22 protein-coding genes and 1 pseudogene are annotated in these 26414 nt (G+C 72.9%); 8 read left to right on the top strand and 15 right to left on the bottom strand.

The genetic code is table 11. The features are described 5' to 3' along the window. Window positions 1-138 precede the first annotated feature (138 nt). The 12 genes from IEY71_RS18500 to IEY71_RS01105 form a co-directional block, all read right to left on the bottom strand. Entirely contained in the window at window positions 139-1665 is a 1527-nt protein-coding gene (locus IEY71_RS18500; RefSeq protein WP_189083485.1) for an FAD/NAD(P)-dependent oxidoreductase, read from the bottom strand. After that, a complete protein-coding gene (locus IEY71_RS01155; protein ID WP_189083484.1) occupies window positions 1662-1961 on the bottom strand; it encodes a (2Fe-2S)-binding protein in 300 nt (99 codons plus the stop codon). Before IEY71_RS01155 ends, IEY71_RS18500 begins: the two co-directional genes overlap by 4 nt. Beyond that, on the bottom strand, window positions 1948-3153 hold the full coding sequence (locus IEY71_RS01150; protein ID WP_189083483.1) for an NAD(P)/FAD-dependent oxidoreductase: 1206 nt from the start codon (window positions 3151-3153) through the stop codon (window positions 1948-1950). Before IEY71_RS01150 ends, IEY71_RS01155 begins: the two co-directional genes overlap by 14 nt. Then, entirely contained in the window at window positions 3150-4079 is a 930-nt protein-coding gene (locus tag IEY71_RS01145; RefSeq protein ID WP_189083482.1) for a dihydrodipicolinate synthase family protein, read from the bottom strand. Before IEY71_RS01145 ends, IEY71_RS01150 begins: the two co-directional genes overlap by 4 nt. Window positions 4080-4092: 13 nt before the next feature. Then, window positions 4093-4491, bottom strand: a complete 399-nt coding sequence (locus IEY71_RS01140) for a nuclear transport factor 2 family protein (protein WP_189083481.1) — start codon at window positions 4489-4491, stop codon at window positions 4093-4095. Beyond that, entirely contained in the window at window positions 4488-6212 is a 1725-nt protein-coding gene (locus IEY71_RS01135; protein ID WP_189083480.1) for a DUF885 domain-containing protein, read from the bottom strand. Before IEY71_RS01135 ends, IEY71_RS01140 begins: the two co-directional genes overlap by 4 nt. Beyond that, window positions 6209-7447 carry an amidohydrolase family protein gene (locus IEY71_RS01130; protein ID WP_189083479.1) on the bottom strand — a complete coding sequence of 413 codons (1239 nt, stop codon included), beginning with the start codon at window positions 7445-7447 and terminating at the stop codon, window positions 6209-6211. The genes IEY71_RS01135 and IEY71_RS01130 overlap by 4 nt, the downstream gene beginning before the upstream one ends. Then, complete coding sequence (locus IEY71_RS01125) at window positions 7444-8301, bottom strand: ABC transporter ATP-binding protein (RefSeq protein WP_189083478.1); 858 nt, start codon at window positions 8299-8301, stop codon at window positions 7444-7446. Before IEY71_RS01125 ends, IEY71_RS01130 begins: the two co-directional genes overlap by 4 nt. Further along, complete coding sequence (locus IEY71_RS01120; RefSeq protein ID WP_189083477.1) at window positions 8298-9128, bottom strand: ABC transporter ATP-binding protein; 831 nt, start codon at window positions 9126-9128, stop codon at window positions 8298-8300. The genes IEY71_RS01125 and IEY71_RS01120 overlap by 4 nt, the downstream gene beginning before the upstream one ends. Beyond that, window positions 9125-10033 (bottom strand): ABC transporter permease, encoded by a 909-nt coding sequence (locus IEY71_RS01115; protein ID WP_189083476.1) that lies wholly within the window; start codon window positions 10031-10033, stop codon window positions 9125-9127. The genes IEY71_RS01120 and IEY71_RS01115 overlap by 4 nt, the downstream gene beginning before the upstream one ends. After that, entirely contained in the window at window positions 10030-11052 is a 1023-nt protein-coding gene (locus tag IEY71_RS01110) for an ABC transporter permease (protein WP_189083475.1), read from the bottom strand. The genes IEY71_RS01115 and IEY71_RS01110 overlap by 4 nt, the downstream gene beginning before the upstream one ends. 123 nt (window positions 11053-11175) lie before the next feature. After that, window positions 11176-12768, bottom strand: coding sequence for an ABC transporter substrate-binding protein (locus IEY71_RS01105; RefSeq protein WP_189083474.1), 1593 nt, complete (start codon window positions 12766-12768; stop codon window positions 11176-11178). 203 nt (window positions 12769-12971) lie between these two features. Between IEY71_RS01105 and IEY71_RS01100 the strand changes: the two genes are divergently transcribed. Then, entirely contained in the window at window positions 12972-13508 is a 537-nt protein-coding gene (locus IEY71_RS01100) for a helix-turn-helix domain-containing protein (protein WP_189083473.1), read from the top strand. Window positions 13509-13689: 181 nt separating this feature from the next. On the opposite strand, the gene IEY71_RS01095 is transcribed toward IEY71_RS01100, so the two are convergent. The 3 genes from IEY71_RS01095 to IEY71_RS01085 all read right to left on the bottom strand — a co-directional run bounded on the left by IEY71_RS01095 (window position 13690) and on the right by IEY71_RS01085 (window position 17612). After that, window positions 13690-14856 (bottom strand): RtcB family protein, encoded by a 1167-nt coding sequence (locus IEY71_RS01095; protein WP_189083472.1) that lies wholly within the window; start codon window positions 14854-14856, stop codon window positions 13690-13692. Between the two features lie 538 nt (window positions 14857-15394). Next, window positions 15395-16570 carry a M20/M25/M40 family metallo-hydrolase gene (locus tag IEY71_RS01090; protein WP_229781478.1) on the bottom strand — a complete coding sequence of 392 codons (1176 nt, stop codon included), beginning with the start codon at window positions 16568-16570 and terminating at the stop codon, window positions 15395-15397. A gap of 139 nt (window positions 16571-16709) precedes the next feature. After that, a complete protein-coding gene (locus IEY71_RS01085; RefSeq protein ID WP_189083470.1) occupies window positions 16710-17612 on the bottom strand; it encodes a MurR/RpiR family transcriptional regulator in 903 nt (300 codons plus the stop codon). A gap of 233 nt (window positions 17613-17845) precedes the next feature. Between IEY71_RS01085 and IEY71_RS01080 the strand changes: the two genes are divergently transcribed. From IEY71_RS01080 to IEY71_RS01050, 7 genes and pseudogenes are all read left to right on the top strand, one after another. Beyond that, window positions 17846-19171 (top strand): cyanophycinase, encoded by a 1326-nt coding sequence (locus tag IEY71_RS01080; RefSeq protein ID WP_189083469.1) that lies wholly within the window; start codon window positions 17846-17848, stop codon window positions 19169-19171. Further along, entirely contained in the window at window positions 19156-20763 is a 1608-nt protein-coding gene (locus IEY71_RS01075) for an ABC transporter substrate-binding protein (protein WP_189083468.1), read from the top strand. Before IEY71_RS01080 ends, IEY71_RS01075 begins: the two co-directional genes overlap by 16 nt. Window positions 20764-20851: 88 nt before the next feature. Continuing rightward, a complete protein-coding gene (locus IEY71_RS01070; protein ID WP_189083467.1) occupies window positions 20852-21802 on the top strand; it encodes an ABC transporter permease in 951 nt (316 codons plus the stop codon). 3 nt (window positions 21803-21805) lie between these two features. Next, complete coding sequence (locus IEY71_RS01065; protein WP_229781477.1) at window positions 21806-22789, top strand: ABC transporter permease; 984 nt, start codon at window positions 21806-21808, stop codon at window positions 22787-22789. Continuing rightward, window positions 22786-24525 (top strand): dipeptide ABC transporter ATP-binding protein, encoded by a 1740-nt coding sequence (locus IEY71_RS01060; RefSeq protein ID WP_189083466.1) that lies wholly within the window; start codon window positions 22786-22788, stop codon window positions 24523-24525. The genes IEY71_RS01065 and IEY71_RS01060 overlap by 4 nt, the downstream gene beginning before the upstream one ends. Then, window positions 24522-26201, top strand: coding sequence for an amidohydrolase (locus IEY71_RS01055; protein WP_189083465.1), 1680 nt, complete (start codon window positions 24522-24524; stop codon window positions 26199-26201). The genes IEY71_RS01060 and IEY71_RS01055 overlap by 4 nt, the downstream gene beginning before the upstream one ends. Further along, window positions 26198-26414: pseudogene (locus IEY71_RS01050) on the top strand (amidohydrolase); the annotation flags it as partial. The gene IEY71_RS01055 and the pseudogene IEY71_RS01050, both read left to right, overlap by 4 nt.

Raw genomic sequence — 26414 nt, 5'->3', positions numbered from 1 at the left:
CGCTGCTCCATTCGACAGGCTCAGGGAACCAACACGGCGTCCCCTTCGACAGGCTCAGGGAACCAACACGCAGTTCCCTTCGACAGGCTCAGGGAACCAACACGCAGTTCCCTTCGACAGGCTCAGGGAACCACAGGCTCAGGGAACCTCCGCTGGGTCGTCGGCGAGGGCGACGTAGGCCTGCAGCGGCACCGGCTTCACCGGGATGTGCGCGGCGAAGCGGCCGGCCTCGCCGACGCCGGTGCCGCGCGCCTTCGCGACGAGGCCGGCGACGGCGGACTCGCAGTACCGCCCCTGGCACGGGCCCATGCCGCTGCGGCAGGCGAGCTTCACGGCATCCGCGGTGCCGGCGAAGGGGTTCTCGTCCAGGAAGCCGTCGATCGTGCTCCGCGTCACCGTCTCGCAGCGGCAGATCTCCGTCGCGGGCGTCGCGAGCTCGAGCAGGGCCTCGCGGCGCGGGGCGAACATCCGCTGCACCACTCCGGAGAAGCGCGAGGCCGAGCGGATGCGTCGCCGGGCGCCGGCGAGCGCGCGCTCGGGCACGGGGCGGCCGAGGGCCGCGGCGATGGTGAGGCCGGCGAGCTCGCCCTCCGCCCGGGACTGTTCGGCGCCGGCCACACCGCTCGGCTCCCCCGCGACGTGCACGCCGGGGACGGTCGTCTCGAGCTGCGCATCGTGGCGCACGATCCAGCCGCCCTGCGCCGAGTCCCAATCGAGTGCGCAGCCGAGCTGGCGGGCGAGCTCGGTCGAGGGGTGGAAGCCGTAGCCGAGCACGAGCGCGTCCGCCTCGACGGTCCGCGCCGGGCCGGTCTGCCGCCAGCCGCGGTCGGCGCGGGCGAGCCGCACCCCCTGCACGCGGCCGTCGCCGAGCACCTCGGTCGGCACCGTGCCGGTCGAGATCCGCACGCCGGCCCGCAGCAGCCGCAGCACGCAGCCGGCGAGCTCGCCGAGGAGGCGCACGTGACCGGGCACGGCGGGCAGCGCCCGCAGCAGCTCGACGGGCGACGGGATGCCTCGCGCGATCGCGACCTCCTCGATCCGCGCCCCGGCCGCGAGCAGCTGGTCGGCGACGATGAGCAGGAGCGGGTGGGAGCCGGCCAGCACGACGCGGTCGGCGACGCGCAGGCGCTGCGACTTCAGGAAACCCTGCACCGCGCCCGCCATCATCACGCCGGGCAGCGTCCAGCCGGGGATCGCCACGGGCATGTCGTAGGCGCCGGAGGCGATGAGCACCCGTCGCGCGCGCACGCGGCCGGAGCCGGCGGGATCGGCCGGATCGCTCGTCAGCACGTCGAAGCCCGCCGAAGCGGGCCCGGCCGAGGCATCCGCGCCATCCGCCGAGCCGGGCCCGGCCGAGGCATCCGCGCCACCCGCCGACGAGGCATCCGCCGTGACCGGCAGGATGCCGAACACGGTCGCGCCGTGCCGCCAGGCGATGCCCGGGTGCGAGCGTGCGCGGTCGAGGAGCTCGCCGGCCCAGGGGTAGCCGGTCGGCAGCTTCCGGCGCCCGCCGAACTCCGGCGGCGTGGTGCGGAGGATCTGCCCGCCCGCGGCGCGCTGCTCGTCGACGACGAGCACGTCGAGGCCGGCGTCGGCGGCGGCGAGCGCGGCCGCGGCACCCGCGGGACCGGCCCCGACGACGACGAGGTCGTGGGCGGCGCTCATCGCTCGCTCGTCTCGACGCGCATGCCGTCGCGCACGGTGGTGAGGCACGCGCGGGTGAGCGGCACGCCGTCGACGGTCACGCCGCACTCGAAGCAGGTGCCCATGTTGCAGAGCGGGATGCGCGGCTCGCCGTTGCGGTGCGAGAACGCGGGCACCCCGGCGGCGAGCATCGCCGTGGCGACGGTCTCGCCGGCGAAGCAGCCGACGGGGCGACCGTCGACGGTGATCTCCGCGGGCTCGCCGCGCTCCGAGGGCAGGCGCGCGGCGCGCCCGCTCGTGGCCTCAGCGTCGGGCATGGCTCAGCCTTTCGAATCGTGCGGGGTCGTAGGGGTGCAGATCGATGCCGGGCGGCCGCCCGTCGGCGAGGGCGATGAGCGAGCGGGCGAAGCTCGGCCCGAGGGTGAAGGCCGAGCCGCCCGTCGCGACGAACACCCCGGGTCGGCCGGGCACCTGCCCGACGAGCGGCAGCTGGTCGGGGGTGACGGTCGTCGTGCCGACCCAGCTGCGCACGATCGGCAGCGAGGCGGTGCGCGGCACGACGCCGATCGCGGCGGCGGCGTTCCCGACGAGGGAGGACTGCAGCAGCGTCGGCCTGCTGTCCAGGTCGGGCGTGCCGTCGGCGGCGAGGGGCAGGCGGGCGGGCCAGCCGCCGCCGATGAGCACGGTGCCGTTGCCGGTCTGCTTCAGGGAGAGCTTCGTGCCGGCGTGCTGCACGAGGTGCGGCACGAACGGCGCGGTCGGGGCGCTGACGCTCATCATGAGCGCGAGCGGGATGGTCGGCAGCGAGACGTCGAGGAGCTGCCCGAGCCGGGTCGTCCAGACCCCGGCGGCGAGCATCACCGTGTCGGCCTCCAGGCGGAGCCTCCGCTCCCCCGCCTCGCTGCGCTCGACCGCGTGCACCGCCCAGCCGGAGCCGGCGGGCACCAGGTCGACGACCTCGGTGCGGGTGCGCACCTCGGCGCCGAGCCGCAGCGCGCCGCGGGCGAGCGCCGGGCCGGCGATGCGGGTGTCGGCCTTGCCCTCGAGCGGGCAGAACGCGGCGGCGAGCACCGAGTCGGAGAGGTACGGGGCGAGGCGGCGGGCCTCGTCGCCGTCGAGGAGGCGCACGTCGAGGCCCCACTCCTGCTCCAGCGCGGTCTTGCGCCGCAGCACCTCCACCTGCTCGGCCGTCTCGGCGAGCATGAAGCCGCCCTGCTGGGCGACCCCGAGGGATTCGCCGAGCTCGTCGCCGAGCGCCGCCCACTCGCGGGCGGCCTCGAGGTGCAGCGGCATCGCCTCGGCGGCGGTGCGCGCCGACTCCCAGCCGTGCTCGACCATGCGGTACTCGAGCTGGAAGTGCAGGCTGCCCGCGTTCTGGCCGGAGGCGTGCTGGTTCAGCTGGTCGCGCTCGAGGAGCGCCACCCGGGCGCCCTCGCGGGCGAGCATCCAGGCGAGCGCGGCGCCGAGCAGTCCGCCGCCGACGACGATGCTGTCGTATCGCTCGCTCACGAGAGTGGAACGGTCGCGATCCCCAGGTCCTCGAGGGTCGAGCGGACGATCGAGACCTGCGCGTCGTCGAGCTCGAGGAGGGGGCGCCGGACGTAGCCGGCCGAGACGCCGCGGAGGCGCAGCGCCGTTTTCATGATCGCCTGCTGGTTGCCGAACTTCGCGCCGTAGTCGGGGCCGAACCACCGGGTCATGACGACCCGGTCGCGGGCGCCGAGCTCGATGGCGCGCTCGCGCTCGCCGGCGGCGAGCGCGTTCCAGAAGTCGGGGTGGTCGCGGCCGAGCGGGGCGCCGGAGCCCATCAGGCCGTCGCCGCGGCCGAGGGCGGCGAGGTCGGCGCCGAGCTCGCTCGTCGGGATGCCGAAGTAGCGCACCCGGTCGCCGAGGGCGTAGAGGCCCGCGAGGAAGCCGGCGAAGTTCCCCGTGGAGTTCTTGATCGCCACGACGTTGTCGATCTCGGCGAGCTCGCCGAGGGTGTCGACGTCGAGGTCGACGATGCAGCCGCGCGGCCAGTTGTAGACGCAGATCGGCAGCTCGGTGCCGGCGGCGACCTCGCGGTAGAACTCGACGATCTCGGCGCGGCTGGGCACGAGGTACGGCGGCGGGGTGAGCAGGATGCCGTCGAGCCCGGCCCGCTCGGCGGCGCGGGCGTGCCGGATCGCCTCGGCCGCGGTGAAGGCGTTGCAGCCGCCGAGCACGCGCATGCCGGCGCCGAGCCGGGCGCCCTGTGCGAACAGCTCGGCCCGCTCGTCCTCGTTCAGGCTGAACCACTCACCCGAGGTCCCGGCGAGGATGACGCCGTGCATGCCCTCGTCGGCCAGCCAGCCCATCTGCCCCTCGAAGGCGGCGACGTCGAAGTCGCCGTCCCGGGTGAACGGGGTCGTGATGGCCGGGATGTAGCCGTGCCAGTCGACGCTCGTGCGATCCATCTTCCTCGTCCTCTCAGTTCGCGCCGTCGGCGGGCAGGTCCTGCGCGTGGTGGTGCACGATGCGCCAGCCCTCGTCGCCGTGGCGGAGCACATCGGTCACCCGCACCCGTTCGAGCAGGCGGCCGTCGGCCGGGTCGCGCACCTCGAGCACGTAGCGCACGAGGCCGGTGCCGTCGCCGAAGTCGTCGCTGACGATCTCGACGGGGCGCACCTCGGGCAGCGGCTCGGCGCGGTCCTCGGGCGCGACGGCGGGGCCGCGCAGCTCGTCGAGCTCGGCGATGCCGCGCATGAGGGTCGGCCACGGCGTCTCCCACACGGTCACCGCGGGGTCGAGGCGGGCGTCGAAGGCGGCGCGGTCGCCGAGGTCGCGGTAGAGGGCGACGACGAAGTCGTCGAGGGAGGCAGAGGTCATGGTCGGTCCGTCGATTCGGTGGTGAGCAGGTGCTGGAGCGGTCCGAGGCCCATGGGGCCGTAGGACAGCGCTCGGTGATGGAAGTCCTTGGCGGCGATCCCGGATGCCTCGGCGCGGGCCCGCGCCTCGGTCCAGAGCTTCGCGCCGACCTTGAAGGCGAGCGCCTGCCCCGGCCAGGCGAGGTAGCGGTCGACCTCGAAGCCGGCCGTCCTGGGGTCGACGAGGGCGAGCTCGGTGAGGAAGCGGCGGCCGAGCTCGGGCGTCCACCGACCGGTCGCGCCGAGCGGGTTCGGCCGGAGCTCGCGGCCGGTGTGCAGGCCGAGGTCGACGACGATCCGCACCGCGCGCCAGATCTGGCCGAGCACCATCCCGAGCTGCTCGGCGGGGTCGCGCAGCAGGCCGATCGAGTCGGACAGCTGCTCGGAGTAGTGCGCCCAGCCCTCGGCGTAGCCGTGGATCTCGCACAGGTAGCGCTGCCACGGGTGCAGGCCCGCATTGCTGCGGTTGATCGTGTGCTCGAGGTGGTGCCCGGGCACGCCCTCGTGGTGGAAGCTCGTGACCTCCTGCCAGGTGCCGATCGCCTCGGCGCCCTCGGGGATGGTCCAGACGATCTTGCTGCGCACGGAGCCGTCGGGCGCGCCGGGCGTGTAGTAGACGACGCCGCTCGCGGCGGTCGGCACGACGACGTCGACGTCGCGGATGGCCCGGGGCAGGTCGAAGGCGACGCCGTCGACGCGGGCGAAGGTGTCCTCGAGGCGCTCCTGCAGCCAGGCGACGATGCGTTCGTGCCCCGCGACCCGGTACCGCGGGTCGGCGTCGAGCAGGCGCGCCGCGGCGCGCACCGCCTCGGTGCCGTCGGTGACGGCGCCGGTCTCGGTTCCGGTGCCCAGCACGATCGCGGCGAGGCGCCGGGCCTCGCCGAGCAGCCGGTCGAGCTCGGACCAGCCGTAGTCGTAGACCTCGTCGAGGTCGAGCCGGGTGCCGAGGAAGCTCTGCGCGATCTGCCGGTAGACGTGCTCGCCGACGGCGTCCTCGACGGGCGCGCTCGGCAGCAGCTCGGTGCGGAGCCATCCGCTCAGCTCGCCGAAGGCGCGCGTCGCCCGCTCGCCGGCGCGCGCGAGGGCCGCGGCGCGCGGCCCGCTCAGCGGCGCCGCCGAGATGCGGGAGAAGTAGTCGAGGCCCGCCGGGTCGATCCAGCTGTCGATCTGCCCGGCGACGACCTCGAGCTGACGCGCCGCCGCGACCCCCGAGCCGCTGAACCGGCCGGCGCGGCCGGCGTCGCGCGCCCACTCGAGGCGGCGGCGGAACTCACCGAGGGCGGGCTCGACGGCGGCGAGCCGTTCGATGACCGCGTCGCCCGCCTCGTCGTCCGTGACGGTGACGTCGTCGAAGCGCTCCCGGATCTCCTGCACGGGCGAGGCGAGCGGGGCCAGCAGCCGCGCGGTGAAGCCCGTGTCGAAGAGCTCCGCCTCGCTCGCGGCGCGCTCCGCGAGCGCGGCGTCGAGGGCGGCGTCGGTGGCGCGCTCCTCGGCGGGCAGCGCGGCCAGCGCGGCGGCGGTGCGGCCGAGCAGCGCCCGGCGCTCCTCCGCCCACTCCGGGCCGTAGTCCGCGAGGCGCGCGGCGGCGTCGCGGCCGAGCGCCTGCGCCGCGGCGGGCTCGTGCTCGGCGAGGGCGGCGAGGTGCGCGTCGGCGACGGAGCGGACGGTGGCGCGATCCGTCATCGGGCGCCGGCCCGGTCGTCGCGCACGACGACGCCGTCCTTCATGACCCAATCGATGCCCCGCAGCGCGGAGACGTCGCGCGTCGGGTCTGCGTCCGTGACGATGAAGTCGGCGTGGGCGCCGGGCTCGACGACCCCGATGCCGGGCGCGCCGAGGAGCTCCGCCGCCCGCCCGGTCGCCGAGCGCATGACGTCGAGGTCCGTCATCCCGGCCTCCACCATGAACTCCATCTCGCGGACCGTGGCCGTCGTGCCGTCGAAGTCGGCGGCCGGCGGCATGTCCGTGCCCATCGCGATCGGCACGCCGCTCGCGATGGCGTGCTGCAGGCTCTCCCAGTGCCGGGGGCCCGCGCCGAGGGCGCGCTCCTTCATCCACGCGGGCACGCCCTGCGCGTCGAAGAACTCCTCGCAGCGGCTCACCGTGATCGTCGGCACGTACCAGACGCCGCGCTCGGCCATGAGCTCGGTGATCTCCCGCGTGAGCTGGTAGCCGTGCTCGACGCAGTCGAGGCCGAGCTCGATCGCGCGGCGCAGCGTCTCCGAGGGGCCGACGTGCGCGGTGACCTTGCGGCCCCAGTCGTGGGCGACCTGGATGATGGAGGCCATCTCCTCGTCGGTGAGCTGCGGGGTGTCGATCTGCTCGTGCTCGCCGGCGATGCCGCCCGAGATGCAGACCTTGATGAGGTCGGCGCCGTGCCGGATCTGCAGCCGGGCGAGCCGGCGCAGCTCGTCGGCGCCGTCGCCCTCGAGGGCGTCGGAGTCCCAGCCGTGGCCGCCCGTGCAGCACAGCGCGTGGCCGGCGGTGAAGATGCGCGGGCCCGGCACGATGCCCGCGTCGATGCCGCGGCGCAGCGCGAAGTCGAGGTAGCGGCTCTCGCCGACGAGGCGGGTCGTCGTGACGCCCGCCTGCAGCGTGCGCTTCGCGCCGTCGGCCATCACGAGGAGCAGGTCGGGGTCCGACTTGCTCGCGATCGCGGCGCCCGCCGTGCCCGGCAGGGCGAGACCGAGGTGCACGTGCATGTTCACGAGGCCCGGGCTCAGCACCCGGCCGGCGAGCTCGACGACGCGGGCGTCGGCGGCGTCGGCGCGGGCGCGCAGCTCCGCCTCCGGGCCGAGCGCCGCGATGCGGCCGTCGACGCCCACGAGCACCGCGGCGCCGTCGAGGAGCTCGGCATCCGTGCCGGTGAAGATCCGGGCCCCGACGAGCAGGGTGGGGGCGGTGGGCGCGCTGGTCATGCTGATGCTCCGTTCGTGGCGGCCGCGTCGATGCCGGCCGCTGCGGGCTCGGCGACGTCCTCGTCGAGGCCCGGCAGCTTCTTGACGGGTCCGATCTCGGGGATCGCGGCGATGAGGGTCTTGGTGTAGGGATGCGTCGGCCGCTCCCAGAGCTGCTCGCTCGGGCCGCGCTCGACGATCTCGCCGGCGTACATCACCGCGGTCTCGTCGGCGATGGCCCGCACGAGCGAGAGATCGTGGGAGATGAAGAGCATCCCCATGCCGAGCTCGCGCACGAGCGACTGCAGCAGCTGCACGATCTGCGCCGAGGAGAAGGCGTCGAGCGCCGTCACCGGCTCGTCGGCGACGACGAGGCTCGGCTTCGCGGCGAGGGCGCGGGCGATCGCGAGCCGCTGCCGCTGCCCGCCGGAGAACTGCGAGGGGTAGCGGCTGCCCGCCGCCGCGTCGAGGCCGACGAGCTCCAGCAGCCGCGCGACCTCCGCGGCCCGCTGCTCGCGCGGGATCGGCTCCGTCACGCCGTCGAGCAGCTGGCTCGCGATCGTGCGGCGCGGGCTCAGCGAGGCGTAGGGGTTCTGGAACACCATCTGCAGCTTGCGGTCGGCGGCGGGCCGCTGCCGCATCCGGAGCGGTTCCAACGGCGCACCCTCGAAGCGCACCGCGCCCGAGGTGGGGGCGTGGATGCCGCAGGCGACCCGCGCGAGCGACGACTTGCCGCACCCCGACTCGCCGACGAGGCCGACGACCTGGCCGGGCGCGACGGTCAGCGAGACGCCGCGGACGGCCTGCACCGCCGGGCCGCCGCTGCGGCGGTGGGTGACGACGATGTCCTCGAGCTCGAGCACGTTGGCGGTCATGGGCGGGCCTCCTGCTGCACGCGCTCCTCGGCGAGCGACTGCGCGCGCGAGGCGATGAGCGCCTTCGTGTACTCGTGGCTCGGCTCGTTCAGGATGGTGGTGGTGACCCCCGACTCGACGACGGTGCCGTCCTTGAACACGTAGGTGCGGTCGGCGATCGAGTTCATGACGCCGAGGTCGTGGGTGATGAACAGCATCGAGACCCCGGTCTCCCGGGCGAGCCGGTCGAAGAGGCGCAGGATGCCGGCCTGCACCGTCACGTCGAGCGCCGTCGTCGGCTCGTCGGCGATGAGCAGCCGCGGCTCGCAGGCGAGCGCGATGGCGATCGCCGCGCGCTGGCGCATGCCGCCCGAGAACTGGTGCGGGAACGCCTTCACCGCGTGGTGCGGGTCGCGGATGCGCACGAGGTCGAGCAGCTCGACCGCGCGGGCGTTCGCCTGCTTCTTCGTGACGCCCTTGTGGTGGATCAGGTGCTCGGTGAGCTGCGTGCCGATCGTGAGCAGCGGGTGCAGCGCCGCCGAGGGGTCCTGGAACACGATCGCGATGCGATTGCCGCGCACCGTGTCGAGCTCGGCGCGGCTCAGCGAGAGCAGATCGCGGCCCTCGAACATGATCCGGCCGCCGGCGCGCGCGCCGGGCGGCAGGATGCCCATGATCGCCGAGGCGGTCATCGTCTTGCCCGAGCCGCTCTCGCCGGCGAGGCCGACGATCTCGCCCTCGCCGATCTCGATATCGGTGCGGTGCACGAGCTCGACCGGCCCCGAGGGGGTCGGCATGGTCACCGAGAGGCCCTCGATGGAGAGCAGGGGGTCGGCTGCGGTCGTCATCGCGTCCTCGCATTCCGCGACCGGGGGTCGAGGTGGTCCTGGATGGCGTCGCCCAGGAGGTTGAAGGCCATCACGATCGTGAGGATGGCGAGGCCGGGGAACAGGCTCACCCACCAGTTGCCGAGGTTCTGCGAGCCGAGCGCGATCATCGCGCCCCACTCGGCGGCCGGCGGCCGCGGGCCGAGGCCGAGGAACGACAGGGCGGCGAGCATGAGGATGGCGTTGCCGAGCTCGATCGTCGACATGACGAGGGCGGGGCCGGCACTGTTCGGGATGACGTCCTTCACGATCGAGCGCAGCGTCGGCAGGCCGAGCATCCGGCCGGCGACGACGTACTCCTGCTCGCGGACGCTCAGCACCGAACTGCGGATGATGCGCGCGTAGAGCGGCCACGACACGATGACGAGGGCGAGCACCGCGTTGCCGACGCTCGGGCCGAAGGCCGCGGCAACCGCCATCGCGAGGATGATCTGCGGGAACGCGAGCACGAGGTCGGCGAGCCGCATCGCGACGTTGTCGACGGCCTTGCCGAAGTAGCCGGCGGCGAGGCCGACGATGCCGCCGACGAGGAGCGAGCACGCGACGATGGCGACCGCGAGCGGCAGCGAGAGGCGCGAGCCCCAGATGAGCCGGCTGAGCACGTCGCGGCCGAGGTCGTCGGTGCCCATCCAGTGCGCGCCCGACGGCGGCTGCAGGTTGTCGCCGACGGTCTCGAGCGGGTCGTAGGGCGCCACCCACGGCGCGAAGGCCGCGAGCAGGCACCAGAGCACGATGATGCCGAGGGAGACCACGGTGAGCGGTCGCCAGAACGACCCCGTGCCGAGGCTGCCGCCGACGCGCAGGCGGTCGCGCCGGAAGCGCGAGGCGCGCGAGACGGCGACCCGGTCGGAGGGCAGGATGGTCATTTCGCTCCGATCCTCGGGTCGATGACGCTGTAGAGCACGTCGACGAGGAGGTTGATGAGGGTGTAGACGACCGCGATGAACAGGGTCACGCCGAGGATCGCCTGCAGGTCGAGCGAGATGGCGCTCTTGTAGGCGTACTGGCCGAGGCCCGGCCAGGACAGCACCTGCTCGACGAGCACGGCGCCGCCGAGCAGCGAGGCGAGCATGAGGCCCGAGACGGTGAGCACCGGCAGCAGGCCCGCGCGGAACACGTGCCGCCAGGTGATGATGCGGCGCGGCAGGCCCTTCGCGATCGCCGAACGGATGTACTCGGCATCCAGCACCTCGATCATGGCCGAGCGCACGAAACGGAGGAGGCCCGACACGGTGAGCGCGGTGAGGATGCCGACCGGCAGCACGAGGTGCCAGAGCGCGTCGCCGAAGACGTCCCACTGCCCGGCGATGGCCGCGTCGACGGTGTACATGCCGGTGACCGCGGGCGGCGGGTCGTAGATGTTGCTGAGCCGGCCGCCGTTGGGCACCCAGCCGAGCAGGTAGAAGAAGACGTAGAGCGCGACGAGCGCGAGCCAGAACGGCGGGGTGGAGAGGCCGACGAGCGCGGCGCTGCGGATGCCGGTGTCGGTCGGACGGTTCTTGCGCATCGCGGCGAGCATGCCGAGGCCGACCGCGATCACGATGGCGAGGGCCATGGCCGGCAGCGCGATCTCGATCGTCGCCGGCACGTACTGGCCGAGGTCCTCGGCGACCGGGCGGTGCGTCTGCTGCGAGGTGCCGAGGTCGCCCTGCAGGATGTTGCCGAGGTAGCGCACGTACTGCACCCAGATCGGCTGGTCGAGGCCCCACTTGGCCTCGAAGGCGGCCCGGATCTCCGGGTCGTCGTAGGCCTGCTGCGAGAGGTTCGCCGCGGCGGCGTCGCCCGGGACCACGTTCACGAGCAGGAAGGTCACGACCGTGACGCCCCAGAGCAGCACGAGGGCGCTCAGCAGGCGTTTGCCGATCATCTTGAGGAGGGGTGGCATCGAAGCTCCGTCTCGGGTCGCGGTGGCGACGGGTGGTCGCTCGCGCGACGGGGTCGCATGCGCGACGGGGGAAGCGGGCGCCCCTGACAGGAAGAGAGCAGGGGCGCCCGCGGTCCGTTCCGGCTACTTGCCGGCGATCGCCGCGAGGTCGACCGTCCAGCCGGCGGGCGTGTAGTCCGCGCCGGTCAGGTCGCTCGTCGCGACGACGATGCCGGCGTTGTTCGCCAGGGCGATGTAGGGCGAGACCTCGTTCATCACGTGCTGCCACTCGATCATGGCCTCGTTGCGCCCCTCGGGGGTGAGCTCCGCGGTCACGGCGTTGCTGGCGTCGATCGCCGACTGGTCGGCGCGCTCCAGGGTCCAGCCGGTGCGCAGCGAGGTCGAGGCGCCGGGGGCCATGTTGTTCACGAGCGACGACGAGGCCGGGTAGTTCAGGCTGTTCGGCGAGAAGTTGATCTCGTTCTTACCTTCGGACTGCGACTGCAGGAACACGTTGATCGGCTGCGGGGTGAGCTCGATCTCGATGCCGGCCTTCTTCGCGTCCTGCTGCACCTTCGTGACGATGGTGCCGAGGTCGACGCCGCGGTAGGTGATCGCCGGGTAGACGAGCGCCACCTTCACGTCGCTGAGGCCCGCGTCGGCGAGCAGCTTCTTCGCGCCGTCGAGGTCCTGCACGGGGTTCTCCGACTCGTCGAGCGCGCCGGCGAAGGCGGGCGGCACGAGGCCGGCCGCGGGGGTCGCCCCCTCGCCGAAGAGCTTCGCGAGGCCCTCGCCGTCGACGGTCAGGCGCAGGGCCTTGACGAACGCCGGGTTCGAGGTGACGGCCGAGACGGCCGGGTCCTGGTTGAGGCTCAGGAAGTACGAGGTGTCGGCGACGCCCGAGACCTGGAGGTCGTCGGACAGCTCGGCGGCCTGCGGGCCCGAGAGGTCGAGCGCGATCTCGTCGCCCTTGGCCTTCGAGATGGTGAGCTTCTGGTTCTGCACGTCGACGTTCTGGATGACGACGCGGCTGTAAGCCGGCTGCTCGCCCCAGTACTTCGGGTTCGCGGTGAGCACGATCTTCGTGCTCGGGTCGTAGCTCTTCAGCACGTACGGGCCGCTGCCGAGGCTGGCGGTGTCGAGCTGGGTGCCGATCTGGTCGCTCGTGGCGGCGTCCTCGGCGTCGGTCGCGCCGAGCTTCTTGGCCTCGGCCGAGTTCAGCACGCTCGCCGCGGGCATCGCGAGGATGACCGGGACGTCGGGGTTCGGCGTCTCGGAGGTGACGACGACCGTGTCGTCCCCCTCAGCGGCGAAGTCGAGGCCCTGCACGGTCTGCGAGGCGGAGCCCTGCAGGTTCTTCAGGCGGTTGAGGCTGAAGACGGCGTCCTCGGCGGTGACGGCCGCGCCGTCCGAGAAGACCGCGTCGTCACGGAGGGTGAAGGTCCAGGTGGTGCCGTCGCTCGACTGCTCCCAGCTCTCGGCGAGCTCGGGCTGGAGGGTCGTGACGTCCGAACCCTCGTAGGTCACCAGGGTGTCGTAGAGCGCGTGCACGGCGATGTTGCCCGTCTGCTCGTACACTGTGCCGGGGTCGAGTGTCTTCACGACGAATGAGGTGTCGACGGTGAGCGTCTGGTCGCCCGCGTTGGAGGTGCTGTTGCCTCCGGCGCATCCGGCGAGCGCGAGCGTCAAGGCGACGGCGCCGGCGGGCACGGCGAGCTTGGCTGTGAGGGATCTCATGTGCTTCTTTCCCCGGTCGGCGACGGTGACGAAGGAGTTGGAGGAGCGCTCAGCCTCGCTGCCAGTCAGTGCCCGGTGTCGTGTGGATGATGTTCAATCCAGGTACCATGAATTCAAGCACATTAAACACGTGCGGACTCACATGTCAAAACGCGGCCGCCCGTCACACCCACACGGGGGACGCACAGGAAGGATGACTCAGCGTGCTCGGTGACCGATTGAAGGCCCTGCGCCAGGCCAAGGGCCTGACCCTCCGCGAGCTCTCCGAGCGGACGGGCTTGTCGGTCAGCATGCTGAGCCAGATCGAGAACGGCGCCGCCGATCCGAGCCTCGGCTCGGTGCGTAAGCTCGCCGAGGTGTTCGAGGCATCCATCGCGACCCTCTTCAGCGACCCCGATGCGCCCGCCATCCACATCAGCCGGCCGGGCGAACGGCACAGCCTCGGCGTCGCCGACGCGAGCTTCGCCTACGAGCGGCTCACCCCGGGCCGCGGCGACCTCGAGGTGCTGCGCGCCGAGATCCCGCCGGGGCAGGCGACCTCGCCCCGGCTGTGGGGCCACCCCTCGACCGAGTGCGCCTACGTCATCTCCGGCGAGCTGACCGTCGAGCTCGGCGCCGAGCGGGTGACCCTCGCGACCGGCGAGTCCGTCACGTTCGACTCGCGCGAGCCGCACCGCTACGTGAACGAGAGCGACGACGTCACCACGATCGTGATCGCGGTGACGCCGCCGTCCCCGTAGTCCGCCTGGCCCGCTGAGCCCGTCGAAGCGGGGTTGGTCCGCTGAGCTTGTCGAAGCGGCGTTGGCCCGCTGAGCTTGTCGAAGCGGCGTTCCCTTCGACAAGCTCAGGGAACCAGGGTCGCTCCCTTCGACAAGCTCAGGGAACCAGGGCGTTCCCTTCGACAAGCTCAGGGAACCAGGGTCAGTCGCCCTTCACGTTGACGATCTGCCGCAGCGTGTGCCGCACCGCGACGAGCGACGAGGCATCCGCCATCACCCGGTCGATCGGCTTGTAGGCCTGCGGGATCTCATCGATGAAGGCCTCCGTGTCCCGGGACTCGATGCCGACCATCGCCTCCCGGAGCTGCTCGTGGGTGAAGGTCTTCCTGGCCTTCGACCGCGAGTACTCCCGGCCCGCGCCGTGCGGCGAGGAGTTCAGCGACATCGGGTCGCCGAGCCCCTCCACGACGTACGAGGCGGTGCCCATCGAGCCCGGGATGAGGCCCGGCCGGCCGACGTCGGCCTGGATCGCCCCCTTCCGCGACACCCAGACCCGCTTGCCGAAGTGCTCCTCGCTCTCGGTGAAGTTGTGGTGGCAGTTGATCCGCTCCTGCTCCTCCACCGGCACCCCGGTCCACTCGGACACCTGCCGGATGACCCGGTCCATCATCTCCTCCCGGTTGAGCAGCGCGAAGTGCTGCGCCCACCGGAGCTCGGCGATGTACCGGGTGAACTCCGGCGTGCCCTCGACGAGGTAGGCGAGGTCGGGGTCGGGCAGCTCGATCCACCACTGCTTCGCGAGCCGCCTGGCGATGCCGATGTGCCGCTGGGCGATCTTGTTGCCGACGCCCCGGCTGCCGGAGTGCAGGAACAGCCACACCCGGTCGACCTCGTCGAGCGAGACCTCGATGAAGTGGTTGCCGCTGCCGAGGGAGCCGAGCTGCTCCCGCCAGTTCCCCGCGTAGGAGGCCGGGTCGAAGCCGCTCCGCTCCGCGAGCTCCTCGAGCTCGGCGATCCGGGGCTGCGCCGTCGCGACGACCTTGCGGTTGTACTTGCCCGCGGACAGCGGGATGGCCCGCTCGATCTGCTCCCGCAGCTCCCGCCGGTCGGCGGGCAGCTCGCTCGCGTGGAACTGGGTCCGCACGGCGATCATGCCGCAGCCGATGTCAACGCCGACCGCCGCGGGGATGATCGCCCCGAGCGTCGGGATGACCGAGCCGACCGTCGCGCCGAGGCCCAGGTGGGCGTCGGGCATCAGGGCCAGGTGCGGGTGGATGAACGGCATCGTCGACGAGGTGCGCGCCTGCGCGACGGTCTGCTCGTCGAGCAGGCTCGCCCAGGAGACGAGCCGATCGGAGAGTCTCTCCATGATGATGATTCCTGTCTGCTTTCCCGGAGCTCGCGGTGACGGGCCCCGTTCTGGTGGGTCCTCGGGCCCGAGGGTCCACCGTCGCGCGCAGACGGAATCACCCCGGGCCTCGAAGCGGCACGGGGTGACGGTGGCGATGGATTCGCTGGCGTCAGGGTGCCGGCTCGAGAGCCTGCTCGAGCTTCGCTTCGGGGCGCTGCTGGCGCCCCGCGTTCGCGGGCTCGGCGAAGGCGGGCGTGAAGGTGCGCTGCAGAGACACGCTCACGATTCCACCTGCTTCCAGACTCCGGGGATGCCGCGCGATCGCGCAGCCTTGGAACCCTAGCGGGCCGGCGCAGCCGAGGTCAAGGACGGATGGCTCGCTGAGCCCGCTTGGTTCGCTGAGCTCGTCGAAGCGGCGTTCCCTTCGACAAGCTCAGGGAACCACTGGTTCGCTGAGCTCGTCGAAGCGCGGCCTTGGTTCGCTGAGCCCGTCGAAGTGCGGCGGCGTTCCCTTCGACAGGCTCAGGGAACCACGGCGAAGGTCCCTTCGACAGGCTCAGGGAACCAGGGCCGAGCGGGCGGCGCTCGCGTCGACGAGCGCGGCGAGGAGTGCGACCCGCTGCGGCACGCTCGCGAGGTCGAGCCATTCGCTCGGGCTGTGGTCGCCGCCGCCGACGGGGCCGAGGCCGTCGAGGGTCGGCACGCCGAGGGCGGCGACCCGGTTGGCGTCGGACACCCCGCCGGTGCGGGCGAGCCCCGGCTCGAACCCCAGTTCGCGCGCGAGCCGGAGCGCCAGTTCGCCGAGCTCGCGCCCCGCCTCGGTCTCCTCGAGCGGCGCGCACTGGTCGACGACGCGCACCTCGACGCGGGTGCCCTCGACGAGCGGACCGGCCGCCCGCTCCCGGAGCGCGGCGAGCGCCCCCTCGATGACCGCGGTGCGCGTCGCCCGCATCTCCACGTGCATGGTCGCCCGGTCGGGCACGATGTTCGTGCGCTCGCCGGCTCGGAGCACGCCGACGTTGACGGTCAGCTGCTCGGCGGGGTCGGCGAGCGCCTGCAGGAAGACGGTGAGGTGGGCGGCCTCGAGGGCGGCGTGCGCGCCCCGCTCCGGCTCGATGCCGGAGTGGGCGGCGACGCCGTGCACGACGAGCTCGAGGTCGGCGACGCCCTTGCGCCCGACGACGAGATCGCCGTTCTCGCGCGCGCACTCGAGGCTGAAGGCGGCGTCCACGCCCGCGGCGAGCTCCTGGAGCACCGGACCGCCGGCGGGCGAGCCGATCTCCTCGTCGGGGGTGAAGGCGAGCACGAGTTCGCCGTAGCGTTCGGCCCCGGCATCGATCAGGTGCGCGGCGGCGTGCAGGGCCGCGACGACGCCGGCCTTGTCGTCGGTGACGCCCGGCCCGTGCGCGTGCCCGGCGGCGTCGATCGAGAACGGCCGCGCCGCGGCATCCCCGCGCTCGAAGACCGTGTCGAGGTGGGCGAACAGCAGGATGCGCGCGACGCCGGTGCCGCGACGCCGGCCGATGACCGTGGCGCCGTAGCGCGGGTCGACGGAGGCGCGGCGCTCGACGGCGAAGCCGAGCTCGGCGAGGCGGCCGGCGACCACGTCGCCGACGCGGTCGACCCCCTCCGGGTCGAGCGAGCCCGAGTCGATGCCGACGAGCTCCGCGAGATCGCGGATGTACGCCGCCCGGGCGTCTTCGGCGCGGCGGAGCAGTTCGGCAGCGAGCACGGGGCCTCCGTTCGGTGTCTGCAACGTCCGTTGCAGATCACCGACGACCATACACGAACAGAAACACTCGTTTCCGAGCCGAGCGCCGGACGCGCCCGACCTCCACGGAAGTCGGGCGACTCGCGGAGGGGCGTGCCGCTCAGAGCAGCTCGAGCTCCTGCACGGTGCGCTCGATGCGCTCCATCCGCTCCCGCGCGGGCGGCCCGAGGCGGGTCAGCACCGCCTCGAAGATCGCCTCGATGAGCGCCATGACGGGCACGACGGAGTCGAACGGGCCGCGTTCGGAGGCGAGGCTCGACAGCACGGTGTCGGCGTCGCCGGCGCACGGCGACACCCAGCGATCGGTCACGAGGACCACGGTCGCCTTGCGCGCCTTCGCGTGCTGCACGAGCCGGCGGGTCTCGGCCTCGTAGCGGCGGAAGTCGAACACGACGAGCACGTCCTTCGCGTCGAAGCCCGACATGGTCGCGGCGCGCAGGCTCGCCATGCGCGGCACCATCTGGACCGCTGGGCGCAGCTGCTGCAGACTCGCCTGGAGGTACTCGGCAAGGAAGCCGCTGTAGCGCCCGCCGGCGAGCCAGACGCGGTGCTTCGGGTTCGCGATCGCGTCGACGGTGGTTGCGAAGTCGTGCTCGGACAGGCCCGCGAACGTGGCGCGGACGTCGTCGGCGGGGGCGTCGCCGAGCGAGGCGAGATCGCTGGATGCCGAGGCGCCCGCCGCACCGATCCGCTCGTAGAGCGAGGCGGGCGAGGCGCTGCGCTGCTCGAGCTCGTGCCGGAGCGCGCGCTGGAAGTCGGGGAAGCCGCGGTAGCCGAGCCGGGTCGCGAAGCGCACCACGGTGGCGCCGCTCACCGCGGCGAGCTCGGCGAGGCCCGCGACGGTCTCGAAGCCCGCGACCGGATAGGCGGCGAGCAGCGTGCGCGCGACCTTGCGCTCGGCCGGGCTGCAGTCGCCCATGCGCTCGCGGATGCGTGCGGCGACCGACTCCTCGGCGAGATCGCCCGGCGCGACGGCGGCGGATCGAGGGGAATCGGGGTTCATCTGGGTCCTTCGGTCTGCGACGCATCTCCGTCGCCGAGCCCCGGCCGGCGATGGCGAACCCGGTCGACCGCGACATCGGACGTCGCGAGTCTAGCAACGGGCCAGCCGGCCGCCGGGGCGGCGAACGACTGAAATGTTCATTTCGATTCTGGACATTCTATCGTGATGTGAAATACTTGCACCGCGCATCCGGCCCCCGCCGGAGCCCGATCCCGTACTCGGAGAGGAGTACCGTGACCGCCACCCACGACGCCGACCGCGGCACCCTCGTGCTGATCGGCGGCGCGCTCGACGAGCATCCGGGCATCCTCGACCGCATCGTGCAGCTCGCGGCGAGCGCGAGCCCGGCGCCCGGCCGCCCGCCGCGCATCGCGATCCTCACGACGGCGTCCGAGCCCGCCCGCTCCGCCGACGACGAGGCGACGAACGACCCCGGCGTCGAGCACGACGCCGCCGACGGGCGCTACTACGCCGCCCTCTTCGCCCGGCACGGCGCCGAGGGCGTGCCCATCCCCGTCGGCGTCGCCGCGGCGCCCCGGTTCCCCGGGCAGCGCTACCTCGCCGAGCACGCGGAGCGCGCCGAGCTCGCCGCCCTCGTCGACTCGTGCGACGGCGTGTTCCTCGGCGGCGGCGACCAGACGCACTACGTGCTCGCGCTGCACCGCAGCACCGGTGCCGCTGCCCTCGCCGGCGAACCGCCCTTCGGCGAGCGCCGCGACACCCGCGTGCTCACCGCGATCCGCGGGGTGCTCGCGCGCGGCGGCGTCGTCGCGGGCACGAGCGCGGGGCTCGCGGTGCAGCAGGGCGCCGGCATGGTCTCTGGCGGCGGCGTGCACGAGAGCTGGCGCCTCGGCGCCTCGGCCGGCTACGCCGACGACGAGCGGCTGCGCTACGTGCCGGCCGGGGGCCTCGGCCTCTTCTCCGAGGCGCTGCTCGACTCGCACTTCGCCGAGTGGGGCCGGCTGCCCCGGGCCATCCGCCTCGCCCGTGCGCTCGGCCGCGAATCGCTCGTCGGCGTCGACGAGCACACGGCGCTCGTGTACGACCGCGCCACCCGCCGCGGCGAGGTCATCGGCGAGCGCGGCGTGCATCTCGTCGACGTCGCCGAGAGCGAGGAGACCGACGCGCATACCCCAGGCGACGCGGTCGCGGGGGTGCGCTGGAGCCGGCTCCTCCGCGGCGACGCCGTCGATTTCGGCGCCGGCCGCGTCGAGCGCGCGGGCGCGGTGCTGCTCGGTCTGGGCGAGGCCGCCGCGCCCGAGCCGAGCGACGACGCCTGGGCGGCCGACGGCTCGCGAGCGCTCCTCCGGCTCGCCACGCAGCTGCTCGCCTCCGGGGCGCGCACCGCGCACGGCGACACCGCCGAGTCCGAGCCGCGCTACCGCACCACCCTGCGTCGCGACGAGCGCACCGTCTGGACCGCCGACGGCGGCTTCGGCGAGCTGCTCGTCTCGATCGCCCCGGCGCCCCATGCCGACGAGCTCATCCCCGCAGCAGTCCCCATCACCACAGCAGTCCCCACCACCACAGAGGAAGGCGCACCATGCCCACACCCGTGACCGGAGCATCCGGCATCCCCCGCCGTCGGCGGAGCCTCCGCCGTGCGAGCGCCGTCTCCGCGATCGTCGCGTCCGGCGCGCTCGTGCTGAGCGGCTGCGCGGCGTCCGGCGACGGCGGCGACGCCGCGAAGGACGTCGTCAACGTCGTGACGCCCGCGCAGCCGTCGACGCTCGACCCGCAGATCTCGACCGAGTCGATCATGGGCGAGATCACCGGCTCGATCTACGAGACCCTCGTCGTCACCGACGAGAACCTCGTGCCGCAGCCGATGCTCGCCGAGTCGTTCGAGCGCAGCGACGACGGCCTCGAGTACACCTTCGTCCTGCGCGAGGGCGTGAAGTTCCACGACGGGTCCGAGCTCACCGCGAGCGACGTCGTCGATTCGATGAACCGCTGGACGCGGGTCTCGATCGCCGCCGACGGCGCGTTCGACGGCTCCGAGTGGACCGAGGTCGACGACTACACCGTCAAGCTCACGGTGCCCACCGCGAGCTTCCTGCACCTGCTGTACCTCTCGGACATCGGCACCTCGTACCCGGCGATCATGCCCTCCGAGGTCATCGAGGAGTTCGGCGACGAGCCCGTGCAGGACATCGTCGGCACCGGCCCGTACACGCTCAAGGAATGGGACGCCGACCAGCGCATCGTCATCGAGAAGTGGGACGACTACCAATCGGTCGACGCCCCGTCGAGCGGTCGCGCCGGGGCGAAGGACGCCGTCCTGAACGAGGTCGTCTTCAGCTTCGTGCCGGATGCCGCGACCCGCACCATGGGCATGCAGTCGGGCCAGTACGACGTCACCCCCGAGCTGCCGTTCGACGGGCTGACGCAGTTCCAGGAGGACCCGAACCTCGTCCTCGGCACCTACACGATCGGCCCGATCAACCTCGTCTACAGCGACCGCGCCGGCGGCCCGTTCGAGAACGTCGTCAACCGGCAGGCGGTCAACACGGCGCTCGACCGCGATCCGATCATGCTCGCCTCGGTCGGCTCCGAGGAGCTCTACGACCTCGTGCACCACAACATGACCGAACCGCAGCAGGCGATCTGGGACACCGAGGTCGGCAAGGCCGAGTTCAACGCGGCCGACACCGCGGCGGCGAAGGCGCTCCTCGCCGAGGGCGGCTACGCCGGCGAGCCCGTCACGCTGCTCGTCACCCGCGACTACACCGAGGCCTACAACGCCGCGGTCGTCGTCGCCGAGCAGCTCAAGGGCATCGGGGTCGACGTCAAGCTGGAGGCGCTCGAGTGGGCCTCGTACTTCGACAAGTACAAGGAGGGCCGCGACGAGTGGGACCTCACGATCATCCCGCAGGGCACCGTCACCGACCCGACGCAGACCGTCGGCTTCCTGCCGAACCGCGCGGGCTACTACGACACCCCGGAGCTGCACGATCTGCTCGCGCGCTTCCGCGCGGCGCCGACGCAGGACGACGCGACCCTGATCTTCGACGAGATGCAGCAGTACATCGAGACGTACCGCCCGCTCACCCGCCTCGGCGACGCGCACAATGTGTACGCCGCGAGCAAGGACCTCGAGCTGCCGGTGTTCAACTCGCACTTCGTGTGGTGGAACGCCAGCTGGAAGTGACCGGCTGAACGCCCGGGGCGGGCGGGTCGGAGCGCGAAGCTCCGCCCCGCCCGCCCCATCCCCCGCTCCCCTCGTCCCCGGAGACCCGATGCTCAGATTCATCTTCCGGCGGCTGCTCAGCCTGCTGCCCGTCCTCTTCGTCGTCTCGGTGGTGATCTTCTCGCTCATCCACCTGACGCCCGGCGACCCGGCCCGCGCCATCCTGGGGCAGAACGCGACGAACGAGCAGGTCGCCGCGCTCCGCGAGAGCATGGGTCTCGACCGGCCCCTCGTCGAGCAGTACCTCGGCTGGGTCGGCGGCGTGCTCACCGGCGACTTCGGCGACTCCTACTTCCTGCGCAAGAGCGTGACGGAGGCGATCGGCGACAACGCCGTGCCGACCATCCAGCTCGCCGTCATCGCGATCATCGTCGCCATCGTGCTCTCGGTGCCGTTCGGCACCCTCGCCGCACGGTTCCGCGGCGGTCGCCTCGACCGCTCGGTGATGGGCTTCACGCTGATCGGCATGACGGTGCCGAGCTTCGTGCTCGCCCTCGCTCTCATGGTCGTGTTCGGCCTGATGCTGCGCTGGCTGCCGATCTCCGGCTACGTGAACCCCTTCGAGGACTTCGCCGGCGGCATCCGCACCCTGATCATGCCGGGCATCGCGCTCGGCGCGATCACGGCCGCCCTGATCACCCGCACCACGCGGGCCGCCGTGCTCGACGTGCTGAACGCCGACTACATCGACGCGGCTCGCTCCCGCGGCGTCGCCGAGGGCCGGCTGCTGTTCAGCCACACCCTGAAGAACGCGAGCCTGCCGGTGCTCACGATCATCGGCCTCTCGCTCGGCGGACTCGTCACGGGGGCCGCGGTCACCGAGACGATCTTCAACATCCCGGGCCTCGGACAGCTGCTCGTCACCTCGATCGCCCGCCGCGACTACCCCGTCATCCAGGGCGTCATCCTCTTCGTCACCCTCATCTACCTGCTCACGAACCTGCTCATCGACCTGCTCTACGGCATCGTCGACCCGCGGGTCCGCGTCGGAAAGGCCTGAGCGATGGCCCCGAACTCCCCCGCGACCACGAACACCGCGGCGCCCAGCACCACGGTGCTCGCCATGCAGCCCGTCGCCGCCCGCGACTCGCTGTGGCGACGGATGCTCGGCAACACCGGGCTGATGACCGGCATCGTCGTCGTCCTCGTGATCTTCGTCGTCTCCTACGTGCTGCCGCCGCTGCTGCACCTCGACCCCTACGCGGTCGACCCCGCGAACCGCCTCGCGCCGCCCTCCGCCGCGCATCCCTTCGGCACCGACAACTTCGGCCGCGACCTGTTCGCCCGCATCGTCTCCGGCGCCTCGACCTCGCTCCTCGTCGGCTTCGTCGTCGCCCTCGTCAGCGGCGTGCTCGGCGCGATCATCGGCATCGCCGCCGTCTTCAACAGCGTGCTCGACCAGGTGCTCATGCGCATCTGTGACGGCCTCATGGCGATCCCCGCCATCCTGCTCGCCGTCGCCCTCACCGCGGCGCTCGGGCCGAGCGTCACGAACCTCGTGATCGCCCTCACCATCGTCTACACGCCCGGCATCGCGCGGCTCGTCCGCTCCCGGGCGCTCGCGGTCACGTCGGAGACGTTCGTCACCGCGAGCACCATGCAGGGCGCCGGCATGCTGCACCTGATGTGGCGCCACATCCTGCCGAACACGCTGTCGGTGCTCGTCGTGCAGTCGACGTTCACCTTCGCGGAGTCGGTCATCACCGAGGCGGCGATGAGCTTCCTCGGCGCCGGCGTGCCGGCCCCGCAGGCGAGCTGGGGCAACATCCTCTACGACGGCAAGTCGGTGCTGATGCAGGCGCCGCAGATGATCCTCATCACGAGCGGCTTCCTGATCGTGACCGTGCTCGCGCTGAACCTCATCGGCGACGGCCTGCGCGACCTCGTCGACCAGCGCTCGCGCTCCCTCGTCGGCAAGCCGGGCGTCTTCGCCCGCATGGCCGCCGTCGTCACGCCCGGCCGATTCCGTCAGGAGGTGAAGCGATGACCGGCGAGTCCACCGCGCCGCTCCGCTTCGAGGAGCTCACGCTCGACATCGACACCCCGCAGGGCACCGTGCACGCGGTGCGCGGCGTCACGCTCGAGCTGCAGCGGGGCGAGATCCTCGCGATCGTCGGGGAGTCGGGGTCGGGCAAGACGCTGACCGCCCGGGCCGCGCTCGGCCTGCTGCCGCCGCGGACGCGAACGGGCGGCCGGGTGCTGCTCGGCGGCGCCGACGTGCTGCAGGCCGCGCCCGAGGCGCTCCGCTCGATCCGCGGCGGCGAGGCGGCCATGATCTTCCAGGAGCCCTCGACCGCGCTGAACCCGGTGTTCCCGATCGGCTGGCAGCTCGAGGAGGGCCTGCGCGCGCACGGGGTGACCGAGCCGGCCGAGCGCCGCCGGCGCACGGTCGAGATGCTGCGCGCGGTCGGCATCCCCGACCCCGAGCGCCGCCTCGGCGACTACCCGCACCAGTTCTCGGGCGGCCAGAAGCAGCGCATCGTGATCGCGATGGCGCTGGCCCTGCGACCGTCGGTCATCATCGCCGACGAGCCCACGACGGCGCTCGACGTGACGGTGCAGGCCGAGATCCTCGATCTGCTCCGCGAGTGCCGCGACGACTTCGGCGCCTCGATCGTGCTGATCACGCACAACATGGGCGTCGTGGCCGACATCGCCGACCGGGTCGCGGTCATGTACCGCGGCGAGCTCGTCGAGGTCGCCCCGGTCGACGAGCTGTTCCGTTCGCCGCGCGAGGCGTACACGAGGCAGCTGCTCGCCGCGGTCCCGCGGCTCGGCGGCGGACGCGAGGAGCCGGATGCCTCGCCGGCATCCGCCCCGACGGGGGCATCCGACTCCACGACCTCGACTGCAGTGTCGGCCGCGCCGGCCGCGCCCGCCCCCGCCGTGCTGCTCGACGGCGTCGATATCGAGTACCGCAGCGGCTTCGGCACCAAGCCCGTGCGCGCCGTGCGCGGGGTCTCGCTGCAGATCGCCCGCGGCGAGGTCGTCGGGCTCGTCGGCGAGTCCGGCTCGGGCAAGTCGACGATCGGCCGCGCCATCGGCGGGCTCGAGACCGTCGCCGCCGGCCGCCTGGAGGTGCTCGGCGCCGAGCTGCGCGGCCTGCCGCGGCGGCGCCTGCGCGAGCTCCGCCGCCGCATCGGCTTCGTCTTCCAGGACCCGGCGGCGTCCTTCAACTCCTTCATGACGATCGAGGACTGCGTCATCGAGCCGATGCGCATCCACCGTGTTCCCGGCGGCCGCTCGGCGCACCGCGCCCGCGCGGCGGAGCTGCTCGACGCCGTCGAGCTCCCCGGCTCCTACGCGCGCCGGTACCCCTTCGAGCTCTCCGGCGGGCAGCGGCAGCGGGTGGGCCTCGCCAGGGCGCTCGCCCTCGATCCGGAGCTCGTGATCGCCGACGAGCCCACCTCCGCCCTCGACGTCTCGGTGCAGGCGCGCGTGCTCGACATCTTCACGTCCCTGCAGCGCGAACTCGGCTTCGCCGCGCTGTTCATCAGCCACGACCTCGCCGTCGTCGAGCTCCTCGCCGACCGCGTCGGCGTGCTGCAGGGCGGCGAACTCGTCGAGCTCGGGGCGACCGAGCAGGTGCTGCACGCCCCGCAGCATCCGTACACCCAGCAGCTCATCGCCGCGGTGCCGGTGCCCGACCCCGAGGTGCAGCGGCTGCGGCGCCGGGCCGAGGACCCGGGCCACCCCCTGCTCGACGCGGAGGCGATCGCGTGACCGCCGCCGGCCCCGCCGTCCGGGCGGAGCTCGTACTGCTCGGCGGCCTCGTCCGCACCGGCTACGAGCCGGAGGGCTCGGCGAGCGAGGCGCCGCCGCAGGCGGTCGCCGTCAGCGGGCAGCGCATCGTCGCCGTCGGCTCCCGGGCCGAGGCCGCGGCCTGGGACACGAGGGATGCCGAGCTCGTCGAACTCGGCGACGCGACCATCACGGCCGGCTTCGTGGACGGGCACGTGCACCCGCTCTCCGGCGCGGAATCCCGGCACCGGGCGCTGCTGCTGCACGACTGCACCTCCGTCGAGGAGGTCGCCGAACGCCTCGCCGCCTTCGCCGCCGAGCGCGGCCCCGAGGAGTGGATCCGCGGCTTCGGCCTCTCCTTCGACCTCTTCGTCGGCGGCGAGCTGACGAACGCCCCCTTCGCCGAGGCCTTCGGCGGACGCCCCGGTTATCTGCTGCTGTTCGACGGGCACGCGATCATCGCGAGCCCGCGCGCCCTCGAACTCGCCGGCATCGACGGCCCGCGCGACTTCGGCAACAACGCGTCCATCGAGGTCGACGCGGCGGGCCGCCCGACCGGCTATCTCGTCGAGTCCGACGCCGAGATGCTCGTCACGGAGCTCTACCCGCGCATGCCGTTCGAGGAGCGGGTCGCGGCGGTGCGCAACAAGCTCGCCGAGTTCGCGGCGAGCGGGTACACCTCGCTGCACCAGCTCAACATGGAACCCGGCGACCTCGACGTGCTGCGCGCCATCGAGGCGGCGGGCGAGCTCCCGGTGCGCGTGCGGGTCTCGCCGATCTGGCGGGCCACCGATCCCTGGGAGCAGACGTTCCGCAGTCTCGTCGAGCTGCAGGGCGTGGGCGGGCGGCGCTGGCAGGTCGAGGGCGTGAAGTTCATGCTCGACGGCAGCATCGACAACGGCTCGGCCTGGCTGTTCGACGCCGACACCGCCGGCGGCGGACTGCAGCCGTACTGGGTGCCGTCCGAGACCTTCACCCGCGCGCTGCACGCGCTCGCCGAGCGCGGGGTGCCGACCGCGACGCACGCGATCGGCGATCGCGCGGTCGAGTTCGTGCTCGACGCCGTCGCCGCCATCCCGGCGCATGCGCCGCGGGTCACGCACCGCATCGAGCACCTCGAGACGATCCCCGACCGGCTCCTGCCCCGCTTCGCGGAGCTCGGCGTGCCGGCGAGCGTGCAACCCATCCACGCGTTCGCGCAGCGGCCCGACGGCCAGGACATGTGGACGACGCTCCTCGGTCGCGGCACGGAGCGCGCCGCGCACGGCTGGCGGATCGCCGACCTCGACGCCGCCGGCGCGCTCGTCGTGCTCGGCTCCGACTGGCCCGTCGAGGAGTTCGACGGACGCCGCGTGTTCGCCGCGAACGTGACCCGGCGCCGGCACGGCTCCGACCGGCCCGCCGTCGACCCGCATCAGGCGCTCTCCCCGGCGCGGACGCTCGTCGCCATGACCCGCAACGCCTGGACCTCGATCGACCGCCCGGGCGACGGCGCCGTCGTCCCGGGCGCGATCGCCGACCTCGCGGTGTTCCGCGACGATCCGCTCACGAGCGAGCCCGAGCGCTTCGCCGAGACGGAGGTGCTACTCACCGTCGTCGGCGGGCGGGTGAGCCACCGCTCGGGCGGAGATACCGCGAGCGGCGGGCGGCCGGCGTGACGGGAGCCGCGGCGGTCACGCAGCTCCGCTCGGTGCGACTGCTCGGCCGCCCGGAGCTGCTCGACGTGACCCTCCACGCCGGCGGACGCCCAGGCGAGGCCCGGATCGCCGCCGTCACCCCTGCCGACAGCACGCCCGCGACGGCCGACTCGATCGACGCGGAGGGCCGCTTCCTCACCTCCGGGCTCTGGGACGAGCACGTGCACTTCGGGC

The organism is Agromyces mediolanus, assembly GCF_014648575.1.
Classification (GTDB): domain Bacteria; phylum Actinomycetota; class Actinomycetes; order Actinomycetales; family Microbacteriaceae; genus Agromyces; species Agromyces mediolanus.
The sequence above is the reverse complement of the archived record's forward strand: the minus strand, read 5'-3'. Positions and strand labels throughout refer to the sequence as shown.